The 19098-nt window shown below is 69.7% G+C and carries 14 protein-coding genes; 10 read left to right on the top strand and 4 right to left on the bottom strand.

Annotated features, from left to right (window positions below; translation table 11 throughout):
• Nucleotides 1-277 precede the first annotated feature (277 nt).
• Nucleotides 278-1426 carry a benzoate/H(+) symporter BenE family transporter gene (locus ACWEH3_RS20295; protein ID WP_450016501.1) on the bottom strand — a complete coding sequence of 383 codons (1149 nt, stop codon included), beginning with the start codon at nt 1424-1426 and terminating at the stop codon, nt 278-280.
• Between the two features lie 237 nt (nt 1427-1663).
• On the opposite strand from ACWEH3_RS20295, the gene ACWEH3_RS20300 reads away from it, so the two are divergent.
• Nucleotides 1664-2482: a sulfurtransferase gene (locus tag ACWEH3_RS20300; RefSeq protein ID WP_450016377.1), complete on the top strand. Its 819-nt coding sequence runs from the start codon at nt 1664-1666 to the stop codon at nt 2480-2482.
• A 4-nt stretch (nt 2483-2486) separates the two neighbouring features.
• Here the strand turns inward: ACWEH3_RS20300 and ACWEH3_RS20305 are convergent, their stop codons facing one another.
• Entirely contained in the window at nt 2487-2849 is a 363-nt protein-coding gene (locus tag ACWEH3_RS20305; RefSeq protein WP_355073623.1) for a hypothetical protein, read from the bottom strand.
• Nucleotides 2850-2998: 149 nt separating this feature from the next.
• On the opposite strand from ACWEH3_RS20305, the gene ACWEH3_RS20310 reads away from it, so the two are divergent.
• The 3 genes from ACWEH3_RS20310 to ACWEH3_RS20320 all read left to right on the top strand — a co-directional run bounded on the left by ACWEH3_RS20310 (nt 2999) and on the right by ACWEH3_RS20320 (nt 7662).
• A complete protein-coding gene (locus ACWEH3_RS20310; RefSeq protein WP_450016375.1) occupies nt 2999-5818 on the top strand; it encodes a DEAD/DEAH box helicase in 2820 nt (939 codons plus the stop codon).
• On the top strand, nt 5815-6582 hold the full coding sequence (locus tag ACWEH3_RS20315) for an SWIM zinc finger family protein (protein WP_450016373.1): 768 nt from the start codon (nt 5815-5817) through the stop codon (nt 6580-6582). Before ACWEH3_RS20310 ends, ACWEH3_RS20315 begins: the two co-directional genes overlap by 4 nt.
• 282 nt (nt 6583-6864) lie before the next feature.
• Nucleotides 6865-7662: a helical backbone metal receptor gene (locus ACWEH3_RS20320; RefSeq protein WP_450016371.1), complete on the top strand. Its 798-nt coding sequence runs from the start codon at nt 6865-6867 to the stop codon at nt 7660-7662.
• 144 nt (nt 7663-7806) lie between these two features.
• Here ACWEH3_RS20320 and ACWEH3_RS20325 read toward each other — a convergent pair whose 3' ends face one another.
• Together ACWEH3_RS20325 and icmF are read right to left on the bottom strand one after the other, a co-directional pair.
• Nucleotides 7807-8877, bottom strand: a complete 1071-nt coding sequence (locus ACWEH3_RS20325) for an amidohydrolase family protein (protein ID WP_450016369.1) — start codon at nt 8875-8877, stop codon at nt 7807-7809.
• Nucleotides 8878-9089: 212 nt separating this feature from the next.
• Nucleotides 9090-12308 (bottom strand): fused isobutyryl-CoA mutase/GTPase IcmF, encoded by a 3219-nt coding sequence (gene icmF, locus ACWEH3_RS20330; protein ID WP_450016367.1) that lies wholly within the window; start codon nt 12306-12308, stop codon nt 9090-9092.
• Nucleotides 12309-12501: 193 nt separating this feature from the next.
• On the opposite strand from icmF, the gene ACWEH3_RS20335 reads away from it, so the two are divergent.
• From ACWEH3_RS20335 to ACWEH3_RS20360, 6 genes are all read left to right on the top strand, one after another.
• Nucleotides 12502-13479: a DUF2157 domain-containing protein gene (locus tag ACWEH3_RS20335; protein WP_450016365.1), complete on the top strand. Its 978-nt coding sequence runs from the start codon at nt 12502-12504 to the stop codon at nt 13477-13479.
• 137 nt (nt 13480-13616) lie between these two features.
• Entirely contained in the window at nt 13617-15116 is a 1500-nt protein-coding gene (locus ACWEH3_RS20340) for a CoA-acylating methylmalonate-semialdehyde dehydrogenase (protein ID WP_450016363.1), read from the top strand.
• Between the two features lie 5 nt (nt 15117-15121).
• Entirely contained in the window at nt 15122-16261 is a 1140-nt protein-coding gene (locus ACWEH3_RS20345; protein ID WP_450016361.1) for an acyl-CoA dehydrogenase family protein, read from the top strand.
• A gap of 70 nt (nt 16262-16331) precedes the next feature.
• Complete coding sequence (locus ACWEH3_RS20350) at nt 16332-17396, top strand: enoyl-CoA hydratase/isomerase family protein (RefSeq protein ID WP_450016359.1); 1065 nt, start codon at nt 16332-16334, stop codon at nt 17394-17396.
• Nucleotides 17396-18292, top strand: coding sequence for a 3-hydroxyisobutyrate dehydrogenase (mmsB, locus tag ACWEH3_RS20355; RefSeq protein ID WP_450016357.1), 897 nt, complete (start codon nt 17396-17398; stop codon nt 18290-18292). The genes ACWEH3_RS20350 and mmsB overlap by 1 nt, the downstream gene beginning before the upstream one ends.
• Nucleotides 18289-19062 carry an enoyl-CoA hydratase gene (locus tag ACWEH3_RS20360; RefSeq protein WP_355073647.1) on the top strand — a complete coding sequence of 258 codons (774 nt, stop codon included), beginning with the start codon at nt 18289-18291 and terminating at the stop codon, nt 19060-19062. The genes mmsB and ACWEH3_RS20360 overlap by 4 nt, the downstream gene beginning before the upstream one ends.
• Nucleotides 19063-19098 lie beyond the last annotated feature (36 nt).

Genomic DNA, 19098 nt, shown 5'->3' on the forward strand with positions numbered 1-19098 from the left:
GCTGCGCCTGTTGAGCAGCTGCCTCGCCTTCGCTCGGCCCGGTGCGGGCTGTGGACGGACTGCGTCCGGCTGCGCCTGTTCAGAAGCTGCTTCGGCTTTGCTCGGCTCGGCGCGTGTTGTGGCGGACCGGGTCGGGCTGCGCTGGCCGGGCGGCTGTCTCGGCTTTGTTCGGCCCGGTGGGCGCTAGTGATCGGAGTTCGGCCGCTGCGCTCATTGGTGGCTCCCTCGCATTTGATCGGTCTCGCGCGAGCGGTGGACGGACTCCCTCGGGTCGCGCTCATTGCGGCTGACGTAGCACTTTGCGCACCACGAGTCCCGCGAGCAAAGCCCAGAAGGCGGCGCCGATTCCCGCGAAGCCGACACCGGAGGCGGCGATCAGGAACGTCACCACGGCGGCTTCGCGGTGTTCGGAGCGCAGCGCCGCCCCGAGGGCCGCGCCCAAGGTCGCCAGCAGGGCCAGACCGGCCACTGTTTCCAGGGTTCCGGCCGGGGCGGTCGCGATCAGCGTGACCACGGCGGCCGAGCCCAGCGCGAGCAGCAGGTACATCGCGCCCGCGGTGAATGCCGCGATCCAGCGCCGTTTCGGGTCCGGATGAGCCGCCGGGGCCGCCGCGAGCGCGGCGCTGATGGCGGCGAGATTGATCGTGTGCCCGCCCGCGGGCGCTCCGACGACGGTGCCGAGACCGGTGACCGTCATCGCCGCGCGCCAGGGCACCCGGTAGCCGAACGAGGCCAGCACCGCGGTGCCAGGGATGTTCTGCGAGGCCATGGTGACGATGTAGAGCGGGATCGCGACGCCGATCAGCGCCTGCCAGCTCCAATGCGGCAGCGTCAGTTCCAGTCGCGGAGCCATCGCGCCGACGTCGAGATGACGGTGCTGCACGACGATGCTCACGCCGGCGGCTACCGCCGCGGTGACAAAGGCCGCGATCACCGCCCAGCGCTGGGCATATCGTTGCAGCACGAGCCAGACCAGGATCACCGGCGCCACCACCGCCGGACTCGTCTGCACCGCCCGCACCGGCGCCAGGCACAGCGGCAGCAGAACTCCGGCCAGCATGGCCTGCGCTATCTCCACCGGGATCGCCGCGACCAGGGTGCCCAGCCGCTGCCAGAGTCCGGTGACGACGATCAGCACCCCCGTTACCACGAACGCTCCGATCGCGGCGGGCCAGCCGCCCGCCACCGCGCCCGTCCCGGCCAGCAGCGCCGCGCCCGGTGTGGACCAGGCCAGCGTGATCGGCATGCGGTAGCGGTAACTCAGCGCCATCATGCCGATCGCCTGGGTGACGCACAGCGCCAGCAGACCCGACGCGGCCTGCGCGGAGCTCGCCCCGACCGCGGTCGATCCGCTCAGCACCACGGCGAACGAGCTGGTGAATCCGACCAGGGCCGTCACCACGCCCGCGCCGAGTGGCGGCGCCAGCCCCGCTCGCGTCCGTTCGGGTTCCCGCGTCGCGGTGGTCTCGGTGGTGGATACGTTCGACACCGGTCGGATATTGCCGCTGGTCACGGACGCGTGTCGCCTGCCAGTGCCCCGAAACTGGACTGACTCGAGCCGGTGTGCGGCACGGCGCGGGAGTGTTCGGCGACATCGGCACATTCGGGTGCGTAGGGTGGGGGAGTCGGTGCGCGAGGACGCGATTCGGGACGAGGAGCTGAGTTGAGCGCGGTACTGATCTCACCGGATGAGCTTCGGGAAGCGTTGCCGGACAAGCGGCTTCGCCTGCTGGACGTGCGATGGGCGCTGGGCGATCCGGACGGGCCGCAGCACTATCTCGCCGGCCACGTTCCCGGCGCGGTGTTCGTCGACCTGGAAACCGAGCTGGCCGCGCCGCCGTCACCCGCGCGCGGCAGGCATCCCCTGCCGGAGCCCGCGCAACTGGAGAAGTGCGCGCGCAGCTGGGGCCTGTGCGAGGGCGACCCCGTGGTGGTCTACGACGCCACCGGCGGCATGGCCGCCGCGCGCGCTTGGTGGCTGCTGCGCTGGGCGGGTGTCGCGGACGTGCGCATCCTCGACGGCGGGCTGCCCGCCTGGATCGACGCGGGCGGGTCCGTCGCGACCGGCGCGGAACCCGACCCCGAGCCGGGCGATGTCGAACTGCGTCCCGGTCACCTGCCCGTGATCGACGCCGACGCGGCGGCCCGCTGGAAGGGCGTGCTGCTGGACGCCAGGGCGAGCGAGCGCTTCCGCGGCGACGTGGAGCCGATCGACCCCCGCGCCGGGCACATCCCCGGCGCGCTGAGCGCTCCGACCGCCGACAATCTCGACGCGGACGGGCGCTTCCGCGCCGTCGCGGAACTGCGCGACCGCTTCGCCGATTTCGGATCCGGGCCGGTGGCCGTGTACTGCGGTTCCGGTGTGACCGCGGCGCACCAAGTCGCTGCGCTCGCCATCGCGGGCGTGGAGGCGGCCTTGTACCCCGGGTCGTGGTCGCAGTGGTCGAACGATCCGAAACGGCCGGTCGCCACCGGTAACTGACGCCTTACAGCCAGGCCCTCGCCAGGAGATCGTCGTCGACGACCTCGCTCGCCCGGGGCGGGAACCGGGTGGCCGCGATCGACTCGATATGCGATCCGTCGTGCCCGATCACCCACGAGCCGCCGCGCTCCTCGCATTCGGCGATCTTCGCGAAGGTGGTGAGCAGGAACGTGATCGCCTCGCGCGGGTCGGTGGTGCGGGCCAGCCGCTGGGATTCACCGGGGCGCGACAGGTCCAGCCACACGCCGCACTGCCCGTCGAGCCGCATGCCGACGATCTTGTCGGCATGCACGAAGGTGAATTTGCGCCGTTCCCACGTGGTCGTCGGTGTGAAGCTCTGCTCGAGAACCTGGAGCAGAATCGTCATGCTGCTTCCTCCGCTTCCTTGACACCAAGCTGCGGTTGTTCTGCGATGACCTGCGGATATTCCAGTATGTGCCGGTTGGGCGCAGAAATCCACAACGGTCGGGGCACGGTGTGCGCGGCCGTGTCGTACCCGCCTGCTTGGATGGGGTGATGCTGCACGGACTGTGGTCGCCGGGTGCCGGGTTGCTGCTCTGGCACGACTCGCCGGTCGCCGCGATGTCCGGCGAGCTTCCCGATCCGCTGGGCAGCGTGCTGCGCGCGTCGAAGTTCCGGCACCGGGCCGAGGTCCTGGTCGTCGAGCACGGGATCGCCGGGACCGAGCAGGTCCGCGCGCACGCGCTGGCCCCGGTCGCGGCGGCGGAGGCCCTCCGGCAGCGGTTGCCCGCCGACCTGGTGGCGGCGGATCTGCGGTATCTGGCGCATGTCGCACGCGGCATCGAACGCTGGGTGCGCGCCGGGCGTGTCGTGCCGGACATGCGCAGGGAGGACGGCCAGTGGTGGGTGCGCTGGCGGCTGGTCGGCGGGGAGCGGCAGCGGGCTTGGCTGGCCGAGCTTGCGGTCGCCATGCCGGAGGCGCTGCGGGTGGCCGGGCGTCCGGCAGCGCTGCTCGAGGACCTGGTCATCGAACTCACCGACCCGATCGCGCGGTCACTGGCCGACCTGCGGGACTCGCCGCATCCCCTGGTGGCCGCCCTGGTCGGCGACATTCCGCTGGACAACGGCAGCTATCAGGTCGCCGAGGTGCTGGAGGGCTGGCGGGCCAGCCTGACCGGTGACGAGCCGGAACTGGTGCTGCGTCTGCTGGAACCGGACGGCGAACTCGGCCTTACCGACGAGTCGGTGGCGTTGTGGCGGCTGGAGGTGTGCCTGCGGCTCACCGGTGAGGCGCCCAGTACCGTTCCGCTGCACGATGACCCGAATCTGGTCCGGATCGCGGTGGACAAGCTCGGCGCGGCCAAGCGGGCGTATCCGAGGCTGCGTGACCTGCCGAGCGATCCGCGCAGCATGGATCTGCTGTTGCCCACCGAAGTGGTGCTCGACCTGGTCGCGCACGGCGTGCACGCCCTGCATGCGGTGGGGGTCCAACTGCTGCTCCCGCGCGCCTGGAGTGTCGCCGAGCCCAGCATGCGGTTGCGGGTGGAGAGCGCGGTGCCCGCCGCGGAGAGCGCGGTCGGTCTGCGCGGCCTGGTGTCCTACCGCTGGGAACTCGCGCTCGGCGGCATGGTGCTGACCACGGCCGAGATGGAACGCCTGGTGCGCGCCAAATCCGATCTCGTCCAGTTGCGCGGTCAATGGGTGCAGGCCGATCACAAGGCGCTGGCCGCCGCGGCCAAGTACGTCGCCGCGCACGCCGACGACTCGCCGATCACCTTCGCGGACATGCTCGGCGAGATCGCGGTCTCCCGGGTGCCCCAGGTGCCGATCACCGAGGTCACCGCCTCGGGATGGGCGGGGGACCTGCTCGACCGCGCTCGGCAGCCGGAGGCGGTCGCCGCGCCCGTCGGGTTGAAGGCCGAGCTGCGTCCCTACCAGGAACGCGGCCTGGCCTGGCTGGCCACCATGAGCCGGATGAGTTGCGGGGCGATCCTGGCCGACGACATGGGACTCGGCAAGACCGTCCAGGTGCTCGCCCTGCTGGTGTACGAGCGCGAGAACGCGATGTCCGAGCCGGCGCCGCCGGGCCCGACCTTGCTGGTGTGCCCGATGTCGGTGGTCGGCAACTGGCAGCGCGAGGCGGAGCGGTTCGCGCCCGACCTGCGGGTGTGGGTGCATCACGGCGCGGGCCGGCGGGTGGGCGCCGAACTCGACGAGACGGTCGCCGCCGCGGATCTCGTGATCACCACCTACGCGCTGCTGGCGCGCGACGCCGGGGAACTCGGCAGACAGCACTGGGATCGCGTCGTACTGGACGAAGCGCAGCACATCAAGAACGCGGGGACGCGGCAGGCTCGGGCGGCGCGGTCGCTGCGCGCTCGACATCGGTTGGCGCTCACCGGCACCCCGGTGGAGAACCGGTTGGAAGAGCTGCGTTCCATCATGGATTTCGCGATGCCGAAAGTGCTCGGCAGTCCGCAGTCCTTCCGCGCTCGCTTCGCGGTGCCGATCGAACGCGAGCGCGACCAGAACGCGATCAGTCGCCTGCGCTGGCTGACCCAGCCGTTCGTGCTGCGCCGGGTGAAGACCGACCCCACGGTGATCAGCGACCTGCCCGAGAAGCTGGAGATGACCGTGCGGGCCAACCTCACCGTCGAGCAGGCCTCGCTGTACCAGGCGGTCGTGGACGACATGCTGGCCAAGATCAAGGACGCGAAGGGCATGGCGCGCAAGGGCGCCGTGCTCGGTGCGCTCACCCGGCTCAAGCAGGTGTGCAACCATCCCGCGCATTTCCTGGGCGACGGGTCGAGTGTGCTGCACCGAGGGGCACATCGCTCCGGCAAGCTCGCCCTCGTCGAGGACGTGGTGGACGCGGTGCTGGCCGACGGTGAGAAGGCGCTGCTGTTCACCCAATTCCGGGAATTCGGCGAGCTGGTCGCGCCCTATCTGGCCGAGCGGTTCGGCGCGGCGATCCCGTTCCTGCACGGCGGCGTGCCGAAGAAGAAGCGCGACGCGATGGTCACCGGCTTCCAAGCGCCGGACGGGCCGCCGCTGATGTTGTTGTCGCTCAAGGCGGGTGGCACCGGGCTCAATCTCACCGCCGCCAATCACGTGGTCCACCTGGATCGCTGGTGGAATCCCGCGGTGGAGAACCAGGCCACCGACCGTGCCTTCCGGATCGGCCAGCAGCGCAACGTGCAGGTGCGCAAGCTGGTGTGCGTGGACACGATCGAGGAGCGGATCGACGAGATGATCAACGGCAAGCGGCAGCTCGCCGATCTGGCCGTCGGCGCGGGGGAGAACTGGATCACCGAACTGAGCACCGACGAATTGCGCGACTTGTTCGCCCTGGGCGCGGCGGCGGTGGGCGAATGAGTCCGTTCATCGACTACTCCGAGTACGGGAAGAAGCTGCCGGTGCGCGGCGGAGTGGAAGCCCGTAGCAGACGAGGCGGTTTCGGGCGCACCTGGTGGGGCAGGGCGCTGGTGGAATCGGTCGAGCGAATGGCGGAGCCGGGGCGGCTGGCGCGCGGTCGCAACTACGCCAGATCCGGCCAGGTGGTGAACTACCGGATCGAGCCGGGCGCGGTGACGGCGGAAGTGCAGGGCAGCCAACCGCGTCCGTTCACGGCGGTGTTCACCGTGCGCCCGGTGCGCGAGGACGAACTCGAATTGCTCATCGAGACCATTCGCTCGGCGCCGGGCATGCTCGCCGAGATCGCCTCTGGGGCGTTGCCCATCGGGCTGGGGCCGCTGCTGCTGCCGAGCACCGCGGCGGACCTGGATTTCACCTGCAGCTGCCCGGACCCGGGATGGCCGTGCAAGCACGTGGCGGCGGTCTGCTACCTGCTGGCCGAGCGGCTCGACGAACACCCGCGCGAGATCCTGACCCTGCGCGGACTCGACCTGGACACGCTGATCGCGGGCATCGAACGCGAGCCGAGACCCACCGTTTCCGACGATCCGTACGGTGAGCGCGTTTCGCTGCCGGACTTGCCCACGGTCGAATTCCGGGCTGCGCCGGAGGATCTGGATCCGCTGCTGCTCCGTAAGGCGCTGCGGATGACCTCGGCGGACGAGACGATCGCCGCGACCGGTCTGCGCGATCTCACCGCGCTCTATCGGCGGTTCGACCGCTGACGTTGGTTGGCACCCAGCATCGGGGCTGTCGGTTACCGCCGGTCTGTCGGGGCGGGATCGATACCGGCGGAGCGAAGGGACCGGAGACTTCCCGACGCCGGGTGCCGTTATTCAGTGTCGCGCCGCTCAACCCAGCGCGGAACTGCCCCAGCCACGCCCGGATGCTGCCCTTGCACCGCACTTGCCGCATATCTCCCGGCGTGGCCCGATCGTCGCGGCTGGTCTCGCTTCGTCCAGAAAAGGCGGCTGACCTGCGTGAACCTTCTGTTATAGGCTGGCAGCGTGGCAGGAAAGAGCCCAGCGGCCGGGTCGCCCCGAGACGACCTCGGTACTCCGGTGGATCTCCGCACACCCCCGCGCCGGGTGGTGTCGCTCGTTCCGTCGCTGACCGAGGCGGTGGCGAACACTTGTCCGGAAGTCCTCGTCGCCGCCACGCAATGGTGCACGCACCCAGCCGATCTCGCGGTCGAGCGCGTTCGTGGGACCAAGAACCCGGATGTCCGCCGTATCGTCGAACTCGCCCCCGACCTGGTGCTGTGCAACAAGGAGGAGAACCGCCGCCTCGACGTCGAACGCCTGCGCGCGGCTGGAATTCCGGTGTGGGTGACCGAGATAGAGACCGTCGACGAGGCCATGGGCTCCCTGGCCCGGCTCTGCGTGGAGGCGCTCGGCGTCGACCTGCCCGCCTGGCTCACCGAGGCCCGATCGGTTTGGGCCGCACCATCGCCCGAGCCGACACGCGCCGCCGTCATCCCGGTCTGGCGCGACCCGTGGATGGTGGTCGGACGGAACACCTTCACCGGCGACATCGCTCGCCGTTTGGGCCTGCGGCTGGTGCACGCCGATCGCCCCGACCGCTATCCGCGCGTCACACCGGCCGAATTGATCGAAGGCGTCGACCTCGCGGTGCTTCCCGACGAACCCTATGTCTTCACCGAAACCGATGGGCCAGAAGTGTTTCCGGACATCCCGGTCGCGCTGGTCGAGGGCCGCGCCCTCACCTGGTACGGGCCGTCATTGGCGACCGCCCGCGATACCCTCTCCGCGCAACTGGCTCGGGCGGCGCAACCCAATTCGTAGTCGAACCAGATGTGGTGCGTGCCGTCGGCGTCCACGTGCGGTCCGTCCGTGCCCGTGATGCCCGCGAGGTCACCGGTGGCGCTGGCGGGCACGATCACGCAGGATTCGTTCGTGCGGTCGGCGCCGCGGGCACCGACAACCGGCTCAGTCGGCGATCCGGTACACCCGCTGCGCGGTGGTCCGGAAGACCCGCTCGAGTTCGGTCGGACCGCCGCCGTGGCCGGTGACGGCGGTCGCGATCGCCTCGATGCTGTTCGCGATGCTGGTGACCGGCTTGTCCACCGGGAAGTTCGACCCCCAGATGAGACGGTCCGCGCCGAAGACGTCCAAGGCGTGTTCGACCAGCGGACCGATCCGGTCGAGCAGCTGCGGCACCGGCGTCGGCGTGCCGCGCGGCGGGATCGGGTGGCCGAGGATCGGCATCATCAGCCCGCTCACCTTCGCGACCACATTCGGGCGCGCGGCCAGTGCGGCGAGATCGTCGCGCCACCGCACCAGCAACTGCCTGCGCAGCCCGGGATTGGTGCCGGTGTGCTTGCCCACCGCCCCGAAGATCCCCGCGGGCGTGCCGAGGTGGTTCAGCACGATCGGCACTTCGGGATAGCGTTCGGCCAGCGCGGTGACGTCGGGGATGGCATGCGAGTACACCCAGGCTTCGAACGACAGGCCGCGCTCGGCCAGCCGCGCGAAGCCGTCCAGGAATTCCTTGGTCGCGAGCTTGCCGGGCGCGTCGGTGAACGACCGCACACCGGGATCGGGATGGTGGGCGACCATGGTGCGGATACCGCGCAGTAGCGGCGAGGCGGCCGCGTGCGCGTCGAGGAGCTCCCCGAACCGGGGGTCGGCCGGATCGCCGCCCGCGAGGATCGCGCCGAGCCGTGGCGCCGCTTCCAGCGGCAGCCCGGCCACCCAGGCGGTCTCCCCGGCTTTCCCGAGCGGTCCCGGTTGCGACCATTCGACTTCGATGTGCGCGACCACCTCCACCGGCGCGTTCCCGGCGTCGGCGCGGTAGTCGAACGGAAGGTAGGGCCGCAGGTAGGCGACCGGGTCACCGACGAATTCCCGGTCCCGGCGCGGCGCGAGGCGCTTCGCGGCGTCCACCGGGACCGGCAACAGCCGGAACAGCTTCGCCAGGGCGCTGAAATCCCGGGGTGTGCCGAACGGATCCCACTGGTGGATGTGTGCGTCGATGATCCGGATTCCCGAGAGGTCCATGTCTGCCGTCCCCAACCGCGCCGAAGGTTTGCTCGGCGATTGTCACATGTCCGGCGCGCGGTGAGTTCGGAATCCGCGCCCGCCGAGTCGGCACGGCGGGTTCCGCCGGATTCGCGGGCGAACCCGGTCCGCGAGCGCGAACCGGGCCACCCGGGCATACCGGCTGCTCGAAACCCGCGCGAGCGACCGGCTCAACACGGCGCGCAAAAGACTCACACGTTGCGGCGGTACTGACCTCCGACGGTGAAGAACGTGTCGGTGATCTGCTGCAACGTGCACACGCGGGCGGCGTCCATCAGCACCTCGAAAATATTGTCGTCGGTGCGGGCGACCGCTTCGAGCCGGGCGAGCGCGGCATGGGCGGCGTCCCGGTTGCGCTGCTGGAACTCGCGCACCCGGCGTAGCTGCGACTGCTTCTCCGCTTCGGTGCCGCGCGCCAGTTCCAGCTCCCGGTGCGGCTCCTCGTGGGAGTTGCGGAAGGTGTTCACCCCGATGATGGGCAGCGACCCGTCGTGCTTGCGCTGTTCGTAGCGCATCGACTCGTCCTGGATCTTGCCGCGCTGGTAGCCGGTCTCCATCGCGCCGAGCACGCCGCCGCGTTCGCTGATCCGCTCGAACTCGGTCAGCACCGCCTCCTCGACCAGATCGGTGAGCTCATCGATGAGGAAGCTGCCCTGTAGCGGGTTCTCGTTCATCGCGACGCCCCACTCCCGGTTGATGATCAGCTGGATGGCCAGCGCGCGCCGCACCGATTCCTCCGTCGGGGTGGTGACCGCCTCGTCGTAGGCGTTGGTGTGCAGGCTGTTGCAGTTGTCGTAGATCGCGATCAGCGCCTGCAACGTGGTGCGGATGTCGTTGAAGTTCATCTCCTGCGCGTGCAGCGACCGGCCGGAGGTCTGGATGTGGTACTTCAGCTTCTGCGACCGCTCGTTGGCGCCGTAGCGGTCCCGCATGGCCACGGCCCAGATGCGGCGGGCCACCCGGCCGATCACCGAATACTCCGGATCCATCCCGTTGGAGAAGAAGAAGGACAGGTTCGGCGCGAAGTCATCGATGTGCATGCCGCGCGCGAGATACGCCTCCACATAGGTGAATCCGTTCGCCAGGGTGAAGGCCAGCTGGCTGATCGGGTTCGCGCCCGCCTCGGCGATGTGGTAGCCGGAGATCGACACCGAGTAGAAATTGCGCACGCCGTTGCGCACGAACCATTCCTGGATGTCGGCCATCATGCGCAGGCTGAATTCGGTGGAGAAGATGCAGGTGTTCTGGCCTTGGTCCTCCTTGAGGATGTCGGCCTGTACCGTGCCGCGCACCGTGGCCAGCGTGCGGGCCCGCAGGTCGGCCGCTTCGGCGTCGGTCGGCGGCCGTCCCTGCTCCGCGGTGAAGCGTTCCAGCGCCTGATCGATCGCGGTGTTGAGGAAGTAGGCCAGGATGGTCGGCGCCGGACCGTTGATCGTCATCGAGACCGAGGTGGTCGGCGCGGTCAGGTCGAAGCCGTCGTAGAGCACTTCCATGTCGTCGAGCGAGGCGATCGACACGCCGGACGTGCCGACCTTGCCGTAGATATCGGGCCGCTCGGCGGGATCGTGCCCGTAGAGGGTGACCGAATCGAACGCCGTGGACAGCCTTTTCGCGTCGGAGTGCTCGCTGAGCACCTTGAACCGGCGGTTGGTGCGGAACGGGTCGCCCTCACCCGCGAACATCCTGGCCGGGTCCTCGTTGTCGCGTTTGAACGGGAACACTCCGGCGGTGAAGGGGAAGCGCCCCGGCAGATGCTCGGCGCGCAGGAAACGCAGCAGCTCACCGTGATCGGTGAAGCGGGGCAGGGCGACGCGCGGAATCGAGTTGCCCGACAGGGTCTCCCGGCGCAGCGGAGTGTGTATCTCCCGGTCCCGCACCCGGACCACCTGTTCTTCCCCGCGGTAGGACTCGGCGAGGGCGGGCCACTCGGCCAGCAGTGCAGCGTTCGCGGGGGTGAGGTCGGCGCGGGCGCGTTCGGTCAGTTCGGCCACGGCGGTGTCGGCCGGCAGTTCGAGCGCCACCTGCTCGAGCCGTTGCAGCCGTTGCGCGGCGACGACCTGCGCGGCGGTCTCGGCGTGGTAGTCGCGCACGGTCTCGGCGATCTCGGCCAGGTAGCGCACCCGTGCGGGCGGGATGAGCTGGGCGAACCTGGTGGACGCGCGGGTGTCCACCCGGGGCAGCGCGCCGGGCTCCAGCCGCAGGCCGTGGTTCGCGAGCAGTCCGGTCAGGTGCTGGTAGAGCGCCGTCACCCCGTCGTCGTTGAACGTCGCCGCGCTGGTGCCGAAGACCGGCATGTCCTGCGGCGCGGCGTGGAACTCCTCCCGGTTGCGGATCAGCTGCCTGGCCACGTCCCGCAGCGCGTCCGCGGCGCCGCGGCGCTCGAACTTGTTGATCGCCACCACGTCCGCGTAGTCCAGCATGTCGATCTTCTCCAGCTGGGAGGCGGCGCCGAACTCGGGCGTCATCACGTACATCGACACGTCGACGTGGTCGATCACCGCGGCGTCGCCCTGGCCGATGCCCGGTGTTTCGAGGATGACCAGGTCGTATCCCGCTGCCTTGCAGGCGGCCACGATGAGATCGATGTTGTCGGGCAGTTCGTGTCCGCCGCGGGTGGCCAGCGACCGGAAGAAGACGTGTTCGCCGTCGAGGGCGTTCATGCGGATGCGGTCGCCGAGCAGCGCGCCGCCCCCGCGCCGCCGGGTCGGGTCGACCGCGAGGATCGCGACCCGCAGCTTGTCCTGCTGGTCCGAGCGCAGCCTGCGCACCAATTCGTCGGTGAGCGAGGACTTTCCGGAGCCGCCCGTGCCGGTGGTGCCGAGCACCGGCACGGTTCGCGCCGCCGCGGTCTCGGCCAGCTTCCGCCGGTCGGCCTCCGGCAGCGCGTCCGCTTGCAGACAGGTGATGACGCGCGCCAGGGCGGCGCGCTCGCCCGCGAGCACCGCGTCGAGCACCGGCGGCTCGGCCGCGAGGTCGACGTCGCAGGCGCGGATGAGCTGATTGATCATGCCGGGCAGTCCGAGTCGCTGTCCGTCCTCGGGGGAGAAGATGGTCACGCCGGACGCGGCCAGTCGGGCGATCTCCTCCGCCACGATCACGCCACCGCCACCGCCGAAGATCCGCACGTGCTCGGCTCCGGCTTTCCGCAGGGCGTCCGCGAGATATTCGAAGTACTCGACGTGGCCGCCCTGATAGGAGCTGACCGCGACGCCTTGGGCGTCTTCGGTGAGCACGGCGTCGACCACCTCGCTGACCGAGCGGTTGTGACCGAGATGGATCACCTCCGCCCCCTGGCTCTGCAGGATGCGGCGCATGATGTTGATCGCCGCGTCGTGCCCGTCGAACAGGGCCGCCGAGGTGACGAAGCGAACGGGATGGGTGGGCGTGTAGAGCGCGCTGCTGTCGGCCACTGGGATTCCTCCGGGGATTCCATTGTCGCCCGATACTAGGACGTCAAACTAATTCTACGGTGACTGTGATCACACCGCTAGCCGATTGCGGCGGGTCGTGCGCGCTCGGTTTCCTCGAACGAAGGGCCCCGGGCCGACCGGTTCGCGTGGCCGATCGTGTTGTCATGGCGGCGGACTCGGACATACTGGGCGCATGGTGAGCGACGGCAAAGCGGAAGCCGCGATCGGACGGCTGGTCGCCGACGGCGTGCTGACTCGCGACCAGGCCGACGCGGTGCTCGCGGCGCTGGCCGTCGAGCGGGCCGCGGCGACCGCGCGCGGGAAGGTGCTCGCCGAGATCGCCGCGTACGTCGGCGCCGGTCTGGTGTTCGGCGGGATCGCCCTGGTGGCAGCGTCGTCCTGGGACGCGCTCGACCGGCCGGTCCGGGTCGGCGTGCTCGCCGTCGTGGCGGCCGGCCTGCTGCTCGGCGGAGTAGTGCTCGCGGGGGTGCCGTCCGGCCGCCGGAGCGCGCTGAACGCCCGCGACAGGTTGGCGGCCGTGCTGTTCGCGCTGGGCTCCGTCGCGCTGGCCGGGTCCGTCGGCACCGCGCTCGACGCGGCCGACGCCGCTTGGGTTTTCGCATGCGTGGCGGGGGCGGTGGTCGCGGTACTCGGTTATCTCGCGCTGCCCTCCGTCCTCGGCATGCTCGTCTGCGCCTGCTTCGTGCCCGCGGCCGTCGCGGGGATGCTGACCGAAGTGTTCGGTCTCGACGACACGTGGGCCTGCGTGGCGGTGTTGCTGCTCGGTGCGGGGTGGTTCGCGCTGACCAGGATCGGCGCCCTGGTCGATATGCGGGTCGGATACCTGATCGCGATCGTCACCTCCGTCGCGGCCGCGCAGAGTCTCGATATCGACGGTCGTACCTGGGCCTACGCGATCACCGCGGTGATCGCGGTGGTCTGCTTCGCGTTGTATGCGACCCAGCGCTCGGCCGTGCTCGTCATCGGGGGCGGTGTGGCCATCGCGGTTGCGGCGGGGGAGGCGGTCTCGGAATGGATCGGTGACTCGCTCGGCGCCGCGGCGGTGGTCGTGGCGATCGGCGCGATCACGCTCGCGGTGGGCGCGTTCCGGTTGGCGCGGCCACGGCGGGAGAAGGAAGCCGACCCGGCGGTTCCGGTATCGCAGGCGTAGGCCATCCGCGCGGTCGTCCGTGGACACGTGGGATGAATCACATCGCCCCCGACGTCCTGCCAATACTTGGACGTCCAACTATAGGATGACCGCATACCGCTCCGCGGTGTCCCGATCGCTACGAGAACAGGACTGGCATGGTTCGCGAACTCACCCATTTCATCGGCGGACAGCATGTGCCGGGCACGTCCGGCAATTTCGGCGATGTCTTCGATCCCAACCTCGGCCAGGTGCAGGCGCGGGTGCCGCTGGCGAGCATGTCCGAGGTCGAGGCGGCCATCGCGAACGCCGAGGCGGCGCAGCCGCAATGGGCCGCGTTCAACCCGCAGAAGCGGGCGCGTGTGCTGATGAAGTTCCTGACCCTGGTGCAGGACGAGATGGACTCGCTGGCCGCCCTGCTGTCGTCCGAGCACGGCAAGACCATCGCCGACGCGAAGGGCGACATCCAGCGCGGCCTGGAGGTCATCGAGTTCGCCACCGGCATCCCGCACCTGCTCAAAGGCGAATACACCGAGGGCGCGGGCACCGGCATCGACGTGTACTCGATGCGTCAGCCGCTCGGCGTCGTCGCGGGCATCACGCCCTTCAACTTCCCGGCCATGATCCCGCTGTGGAAGGCCGGTCCCGCGCTGGCCACCGGCAACGCGTTCGTGCTCAAGCCCTCCGAGCGCGACCCCTCGGTGCCGCTGCGACTAGCGGAGCTGTTCCTCGAGGCCGGTCTGCCCGCCGGTGTGTTCAACGTGGTCAACGGTGACAAGGAAGCCGTCGACACGCTGCTGCGCGATCCGCGCATCAAGGCGGTCGGATTCGTCGGCTCCACCCCCATCGCGCAGTACATCTACGAGACCGCGACCGCGAACGGCAAACGCGCCCAGTGCTTCGGCGGCGCGAAGAACCACGCGATCGTCATGCCGGACGCGGACCTCGACGACGTGGCCGATCAGCTGATCGGCGCGGGCTACGGTTCCGCGGGCGAGCGCTGCATGGCCATCTCGGTGGCCGTCCCGGTCGGCGAGGAGACCGCCGACCGCCTGGTGGCCAAGCTGACCGAGCGGGTGCACAAGCTCAACGTCGGCCGCTCCGACGATCCCGGCGCCGACTACGGCCCGCTGGTCGGTCAGGACGGCGTGAACCGGGTGAACAACTACGTCCAGATCGGCATCGATGAGGGCGCCGAACTGGTGGTGGACGGCCGCGGCCTGGTCGTGGAGGGCGCCGAGAACGGTTACTTCGTCGGCGCGACGCTGTTCGACAAGGTGACCCCGGAGATGCGGATCTACCGCGAGGAGATCTTCGGCCCGGTGCTCGGCGTGGTCCGCGCCAAGGACTACGAGGAGGGGTTGCGGCTGGCCAACGAGCACGAGTACGGCAACGGCGTCGCGATCTTCACCAGGGACGGCGACACCGCCCGTGACTTCGCCGCGCGCGTGCAGGTCGGCATGGTCGGCGTCAACGTGCCGATCCCGGTGCCGATCGCCTACTACACCTTCGGCGGGTGGAAGCGTTCGGGCTTCGGCGACCTGAACCAGCACGGGCCGGACTCGATCCGCTTCTACACCAAGACCAAGACGGTGACGCAGCGCTGGCCCGCTGGGCTCAAAGAGAGCAACGCGTTCGTCATCCCGACGATGGACTGACGCGGATGTTCGCACTCGACGACGACGAGAAGGCGATCCGCGACACCGCGCGCGGCTTCGCCGACGAATTCCTCGCCCCGAACGCGCTGGAATGGGACGAGCAGAAGCATTTTCCGGTGGATGTGCTGCGCAAGGCGGGGCCGCTGGGCTTGGGCGGCATCTACGTGCGCGAGGACGTGGGCGGTTCGGGCCTGCGCAGGCTCGACGCCGTGCGCATCTTCGAGCAGCTGGCCACCGGCTGCCCGGCCATCGCCGCCTACATCTCCATCCACAACATGGCGACGTGGATGATCGACCGCTACGGCGACGACGAACAGCGCCACCGCTGGCTGCCCGGGCTGACCGCGATGGAACTGCTGGCCAGCTACGCGCTCACCGAGCCGGGGGTCGGCTCCGACGCGGCGGCGTTGAGCACCAGGGCCGTGCGCGACGGTGACGACTATGTCTTCAACGGCGCCAAGCAGTTCATTTCCGGCGCGGGCGCCACGGACGTCTACGTGGTCATGGCGCGGACGAGTGACGCGGGGGCGCGTGGCATCTCGGCGTTCATCGTGCCCGCCGACACTCCCGGTATCTCGTTCGGAGCCAACGAGAAGAAGATGGGCTGGAACGCACAGCCGACCCGTCAGGTGATCTTCTCCGATGCCAGGGTCCCCGCGGCCAACCGCCTCGGCGCGGAGGGCGACGGCTTCCGCATCGCGATGAACGGGCTCAACGGCGGCAGGCTCAACATCGCCGCGTGCTCGGTCGGCGGCGCGCAGGCGGCGCTGGACAAGACGGTGCCGTATCTCGCCGAGCGGCACGCGTTCGGCAAGCCGCTGCTGCGGAATCCGGCGCTGCAATTCGAACTCGCCGATATGCGCATCGAATTGGAGGCCGCCCGCACGCTGCTGTGGCGGGCCGCCGCGGCACTGGACGCCGACGCGCCGGACAAGGTGGAGCTGTGCGCCATGGCGAAGCGCTTCGCCACCGACGCGGGCTTCGAGGTGGCGAACAAGGCCCTGCAACTGCACGGCGGCTACGGCTACCTGACCGAATACGGCGTGGAGAAGATCGTCCGGGATCTGCGGGTGCACCAGATCCTCGAGGGCACCAACGAAATCATGCGGGTGGTCGTCGCCCGCTCATTGGTAGGAGCGGCATGAACGGCCGGGCCTGGAAGAGGCAGCGCGGCGTGACCACGCAAAGACCCGCGCATGCCGGAAAGGACAGAGCATGAGCGAACCGGAAGTATTGCTCGAACAGCGCGACGGGCTCGGCCTGATCACGCTGAACCGGCCCAAGGCCATCAACGCGCTGAACCACTCGATGGCTCTCGCCATCACCGACGCGCTGCGCGAGTGGGCCGAGGACGACGCTGTGCGCACCGTCGTGGTCACCGGCGCGGGCGAGCGCGGCCTGTGCGCGGGCGGCGATATCGTCGCCATCCACGCCGACGCGAAAAGCGGTGCGAATACGGCAGATTCGGCCACCGGACGGTTCTGGCGCGACGAGTACGTCCTCAACGCCTTGATCGGCCGCTACCCGAAGCCGTACGTGGTGATCATGGACGGCATCGTGATGGGCGGCGGTGTCGGGCTCTCGGGCCACGGCAGCCACCGCGTCGTGACCGAGCGCTCCAAGATCGGCATGCCCGAGGTGGGCATCGGGTTCGTCCCGGACGTCGGCGGCACCTACCTGCTCGCGCGGACGCCGGGCGAGATCGGCACGCACGTCGCGCTGACCACCGCCCGCATGAGCGCGGGCGATGCCATCGCCGCGGGCTTCGCGGACTACTTCGTCGCCTCCGAGCATCTGCCCGCCCTGCTGGAGACGCTGCGCACGGAGAGCGCCGACATCGCGATCGCCAAATTCGCCACGGACGCACCGGAATCCGCGCTGGCCGCCGGACAGGACTGGATCGACGCCTGCTACGGAGCCGATTCCGTGGAGGAGATCGTCGCGCGGCTGCAAGCGCACGACGCGCCGGACGCGCGGGCGGCGGCCACCGAGATGCTGGCGAAATCCCCGGTGGCGCTGGAGGTGACGCTGCGCTCGCTGCGGGCGGCGCGCACCGCGCCGAGTCTGGAGGCGGTGCTGAACGAGGAGTACCGGGTGTCCATCGCGTCGCTGTCGTCGCACGATCTGGTCGAGGGCATTCGCGCCCAGGTGATCGACAAGGATCGTGATCCGCGATGGTCGCCCGCGACCCTCGATGCGGTCACGGACGCGCAGGTGGACGCGTACTTCGCCGAGTTGGGCGATCGAGAGCTGGGTCTGCGGACCCCGGAGGTGGCGTGATGAGCAAGCGAATCGGTTTCCTCGGCCTCGGCCACATGGGCGCGCCGATGGCGGCCAACCTGGTGCGGGCGGGCTACGAGGTGCTCGCCTTCGACCCGGTGCCCGCGGCGCGGGAGCAGGCCGGGCGCGACGGCGCGATCGTGGTGGATTCGGCCACCGAGGCCGCCGCGGCCGAGACCGTGATCACCATGCTGCCCAACGGCAAACTCGTTCTGGACGTGTACGCCGAGCTGCTCCCGGCCGCGGCGCCGGGCACGCTGTTCATCGACTGCTCCACCATCGACGTGGCCGATGCCAAGGTCGCGGCCGAACGCGCCACCGCCGCCGGGCACCGCGCGCTGGACGCACCGGTCTCCGGTGGTGTCGGCGGCGCGGCGGCGGGCACGCTGACCTTCATGGTCGGCGGCGCCGCCGCGGACTTCGCCGCCGCGCTGCCGGTGCTCGAGGTGATGGGCGGCAAGGTCGTGCACTGCGGCGGCTCCGGCGTGGGCCAGGCGGCGAAGATCTGCAACAACCTGCTGCTCGGCGTGTCCATGATCGCGCTGTCGGAGTCGCTGGTGCTTGGCGAGAAGCTGGGCCTGAGCCATCAGTCCTTCTTCGACGTGGTCTCCACGGCTTCCGGCCAGAGCTGGGCGCTGACCAGCTACTGCCCGGTCCCCGGCCCGGTGCCGACCAGTCCGGCCAACAACGACTACCGGCCCGGCTTCGCGACGGCGCTGATGTCGAAGGACCTGGGCCTGGCCGCGAACGCGTTGCGCGACAACAACGTCGACGGGCAGCTCGGATTGCTCGCCGCCACGATCTACGACCGTTTCAACCAGACGGATGCCGGACGGGACTTCTCGGCTATCGTCACCGATATCCGTGACCGTTCCGACCAAGAGGGTGCCGAGTGAGCTTCGAGACGATTCTGCTGGAACGCAAGGGCCGGGTCGGCTGGATCACGCTGAACCGACCGAAGGCGCTGAACGCGCTGAACGCGCAGGTCCTCGACGACGTCATCGCCGCGCTCGACGAGCTCGAGCACGACGACGAGATCGGGGCCATCGTGATCACCGGTTCGGAGCGCGCCTTCGCGGCGGGCGCCGACATCAAGGAGATGCAGCCCAAGTCGTACATGGACATGTTCCTGAACGACTACTTCGCCCGCTGGGACAGGCTGGCGCAGTTCCGCAAGCCCACCATCGCGGCGGTGGCGGGCTACGCGCTGGGCGGCGGTTGTGAGCTGGCCATGATCTGCGACATCCTGCTCGCGGCCGACACCGCCAAGTTCGGGCAGCCGGAGATCAAGCTCGGCGTCATCCCCGGCATCGGCGGCTCACAGCGCCTGACCCGCGCGATCGGCAAGGCCAAGGCCATGGATCTGGTGCTCACCGGCCGCAACATGGACGCGGAGGAGGCCGAGCGGGCGGGATTGGTCTCGCGTATCGTGCCCGCCGCGGAATTGCTCGACACCGCCCTCGAGGTCGCCGAGACCATCGCGGGGATGTCGCTGCCGGTCACCATGATCGCCAAGGAAGCGGTGAACCGCTCGTTCGAGACCACGCTCGCCGAGGGGCTGCGCTTCGAACGGCGAGTCTTCCACTCGCTGTTCGCGATCGAGGATCAGAAGGAAGGCATGAGCGCCTTCGTCGAGAAGCGTCCGGCGAAGTTCACCAACCGCTGACACCGGTTCCGCCCGGCCGCATCGCTCGGCCGGGCG

The organism is Nocardia sp. NPDC004718 (assembly GCF_053601535.1).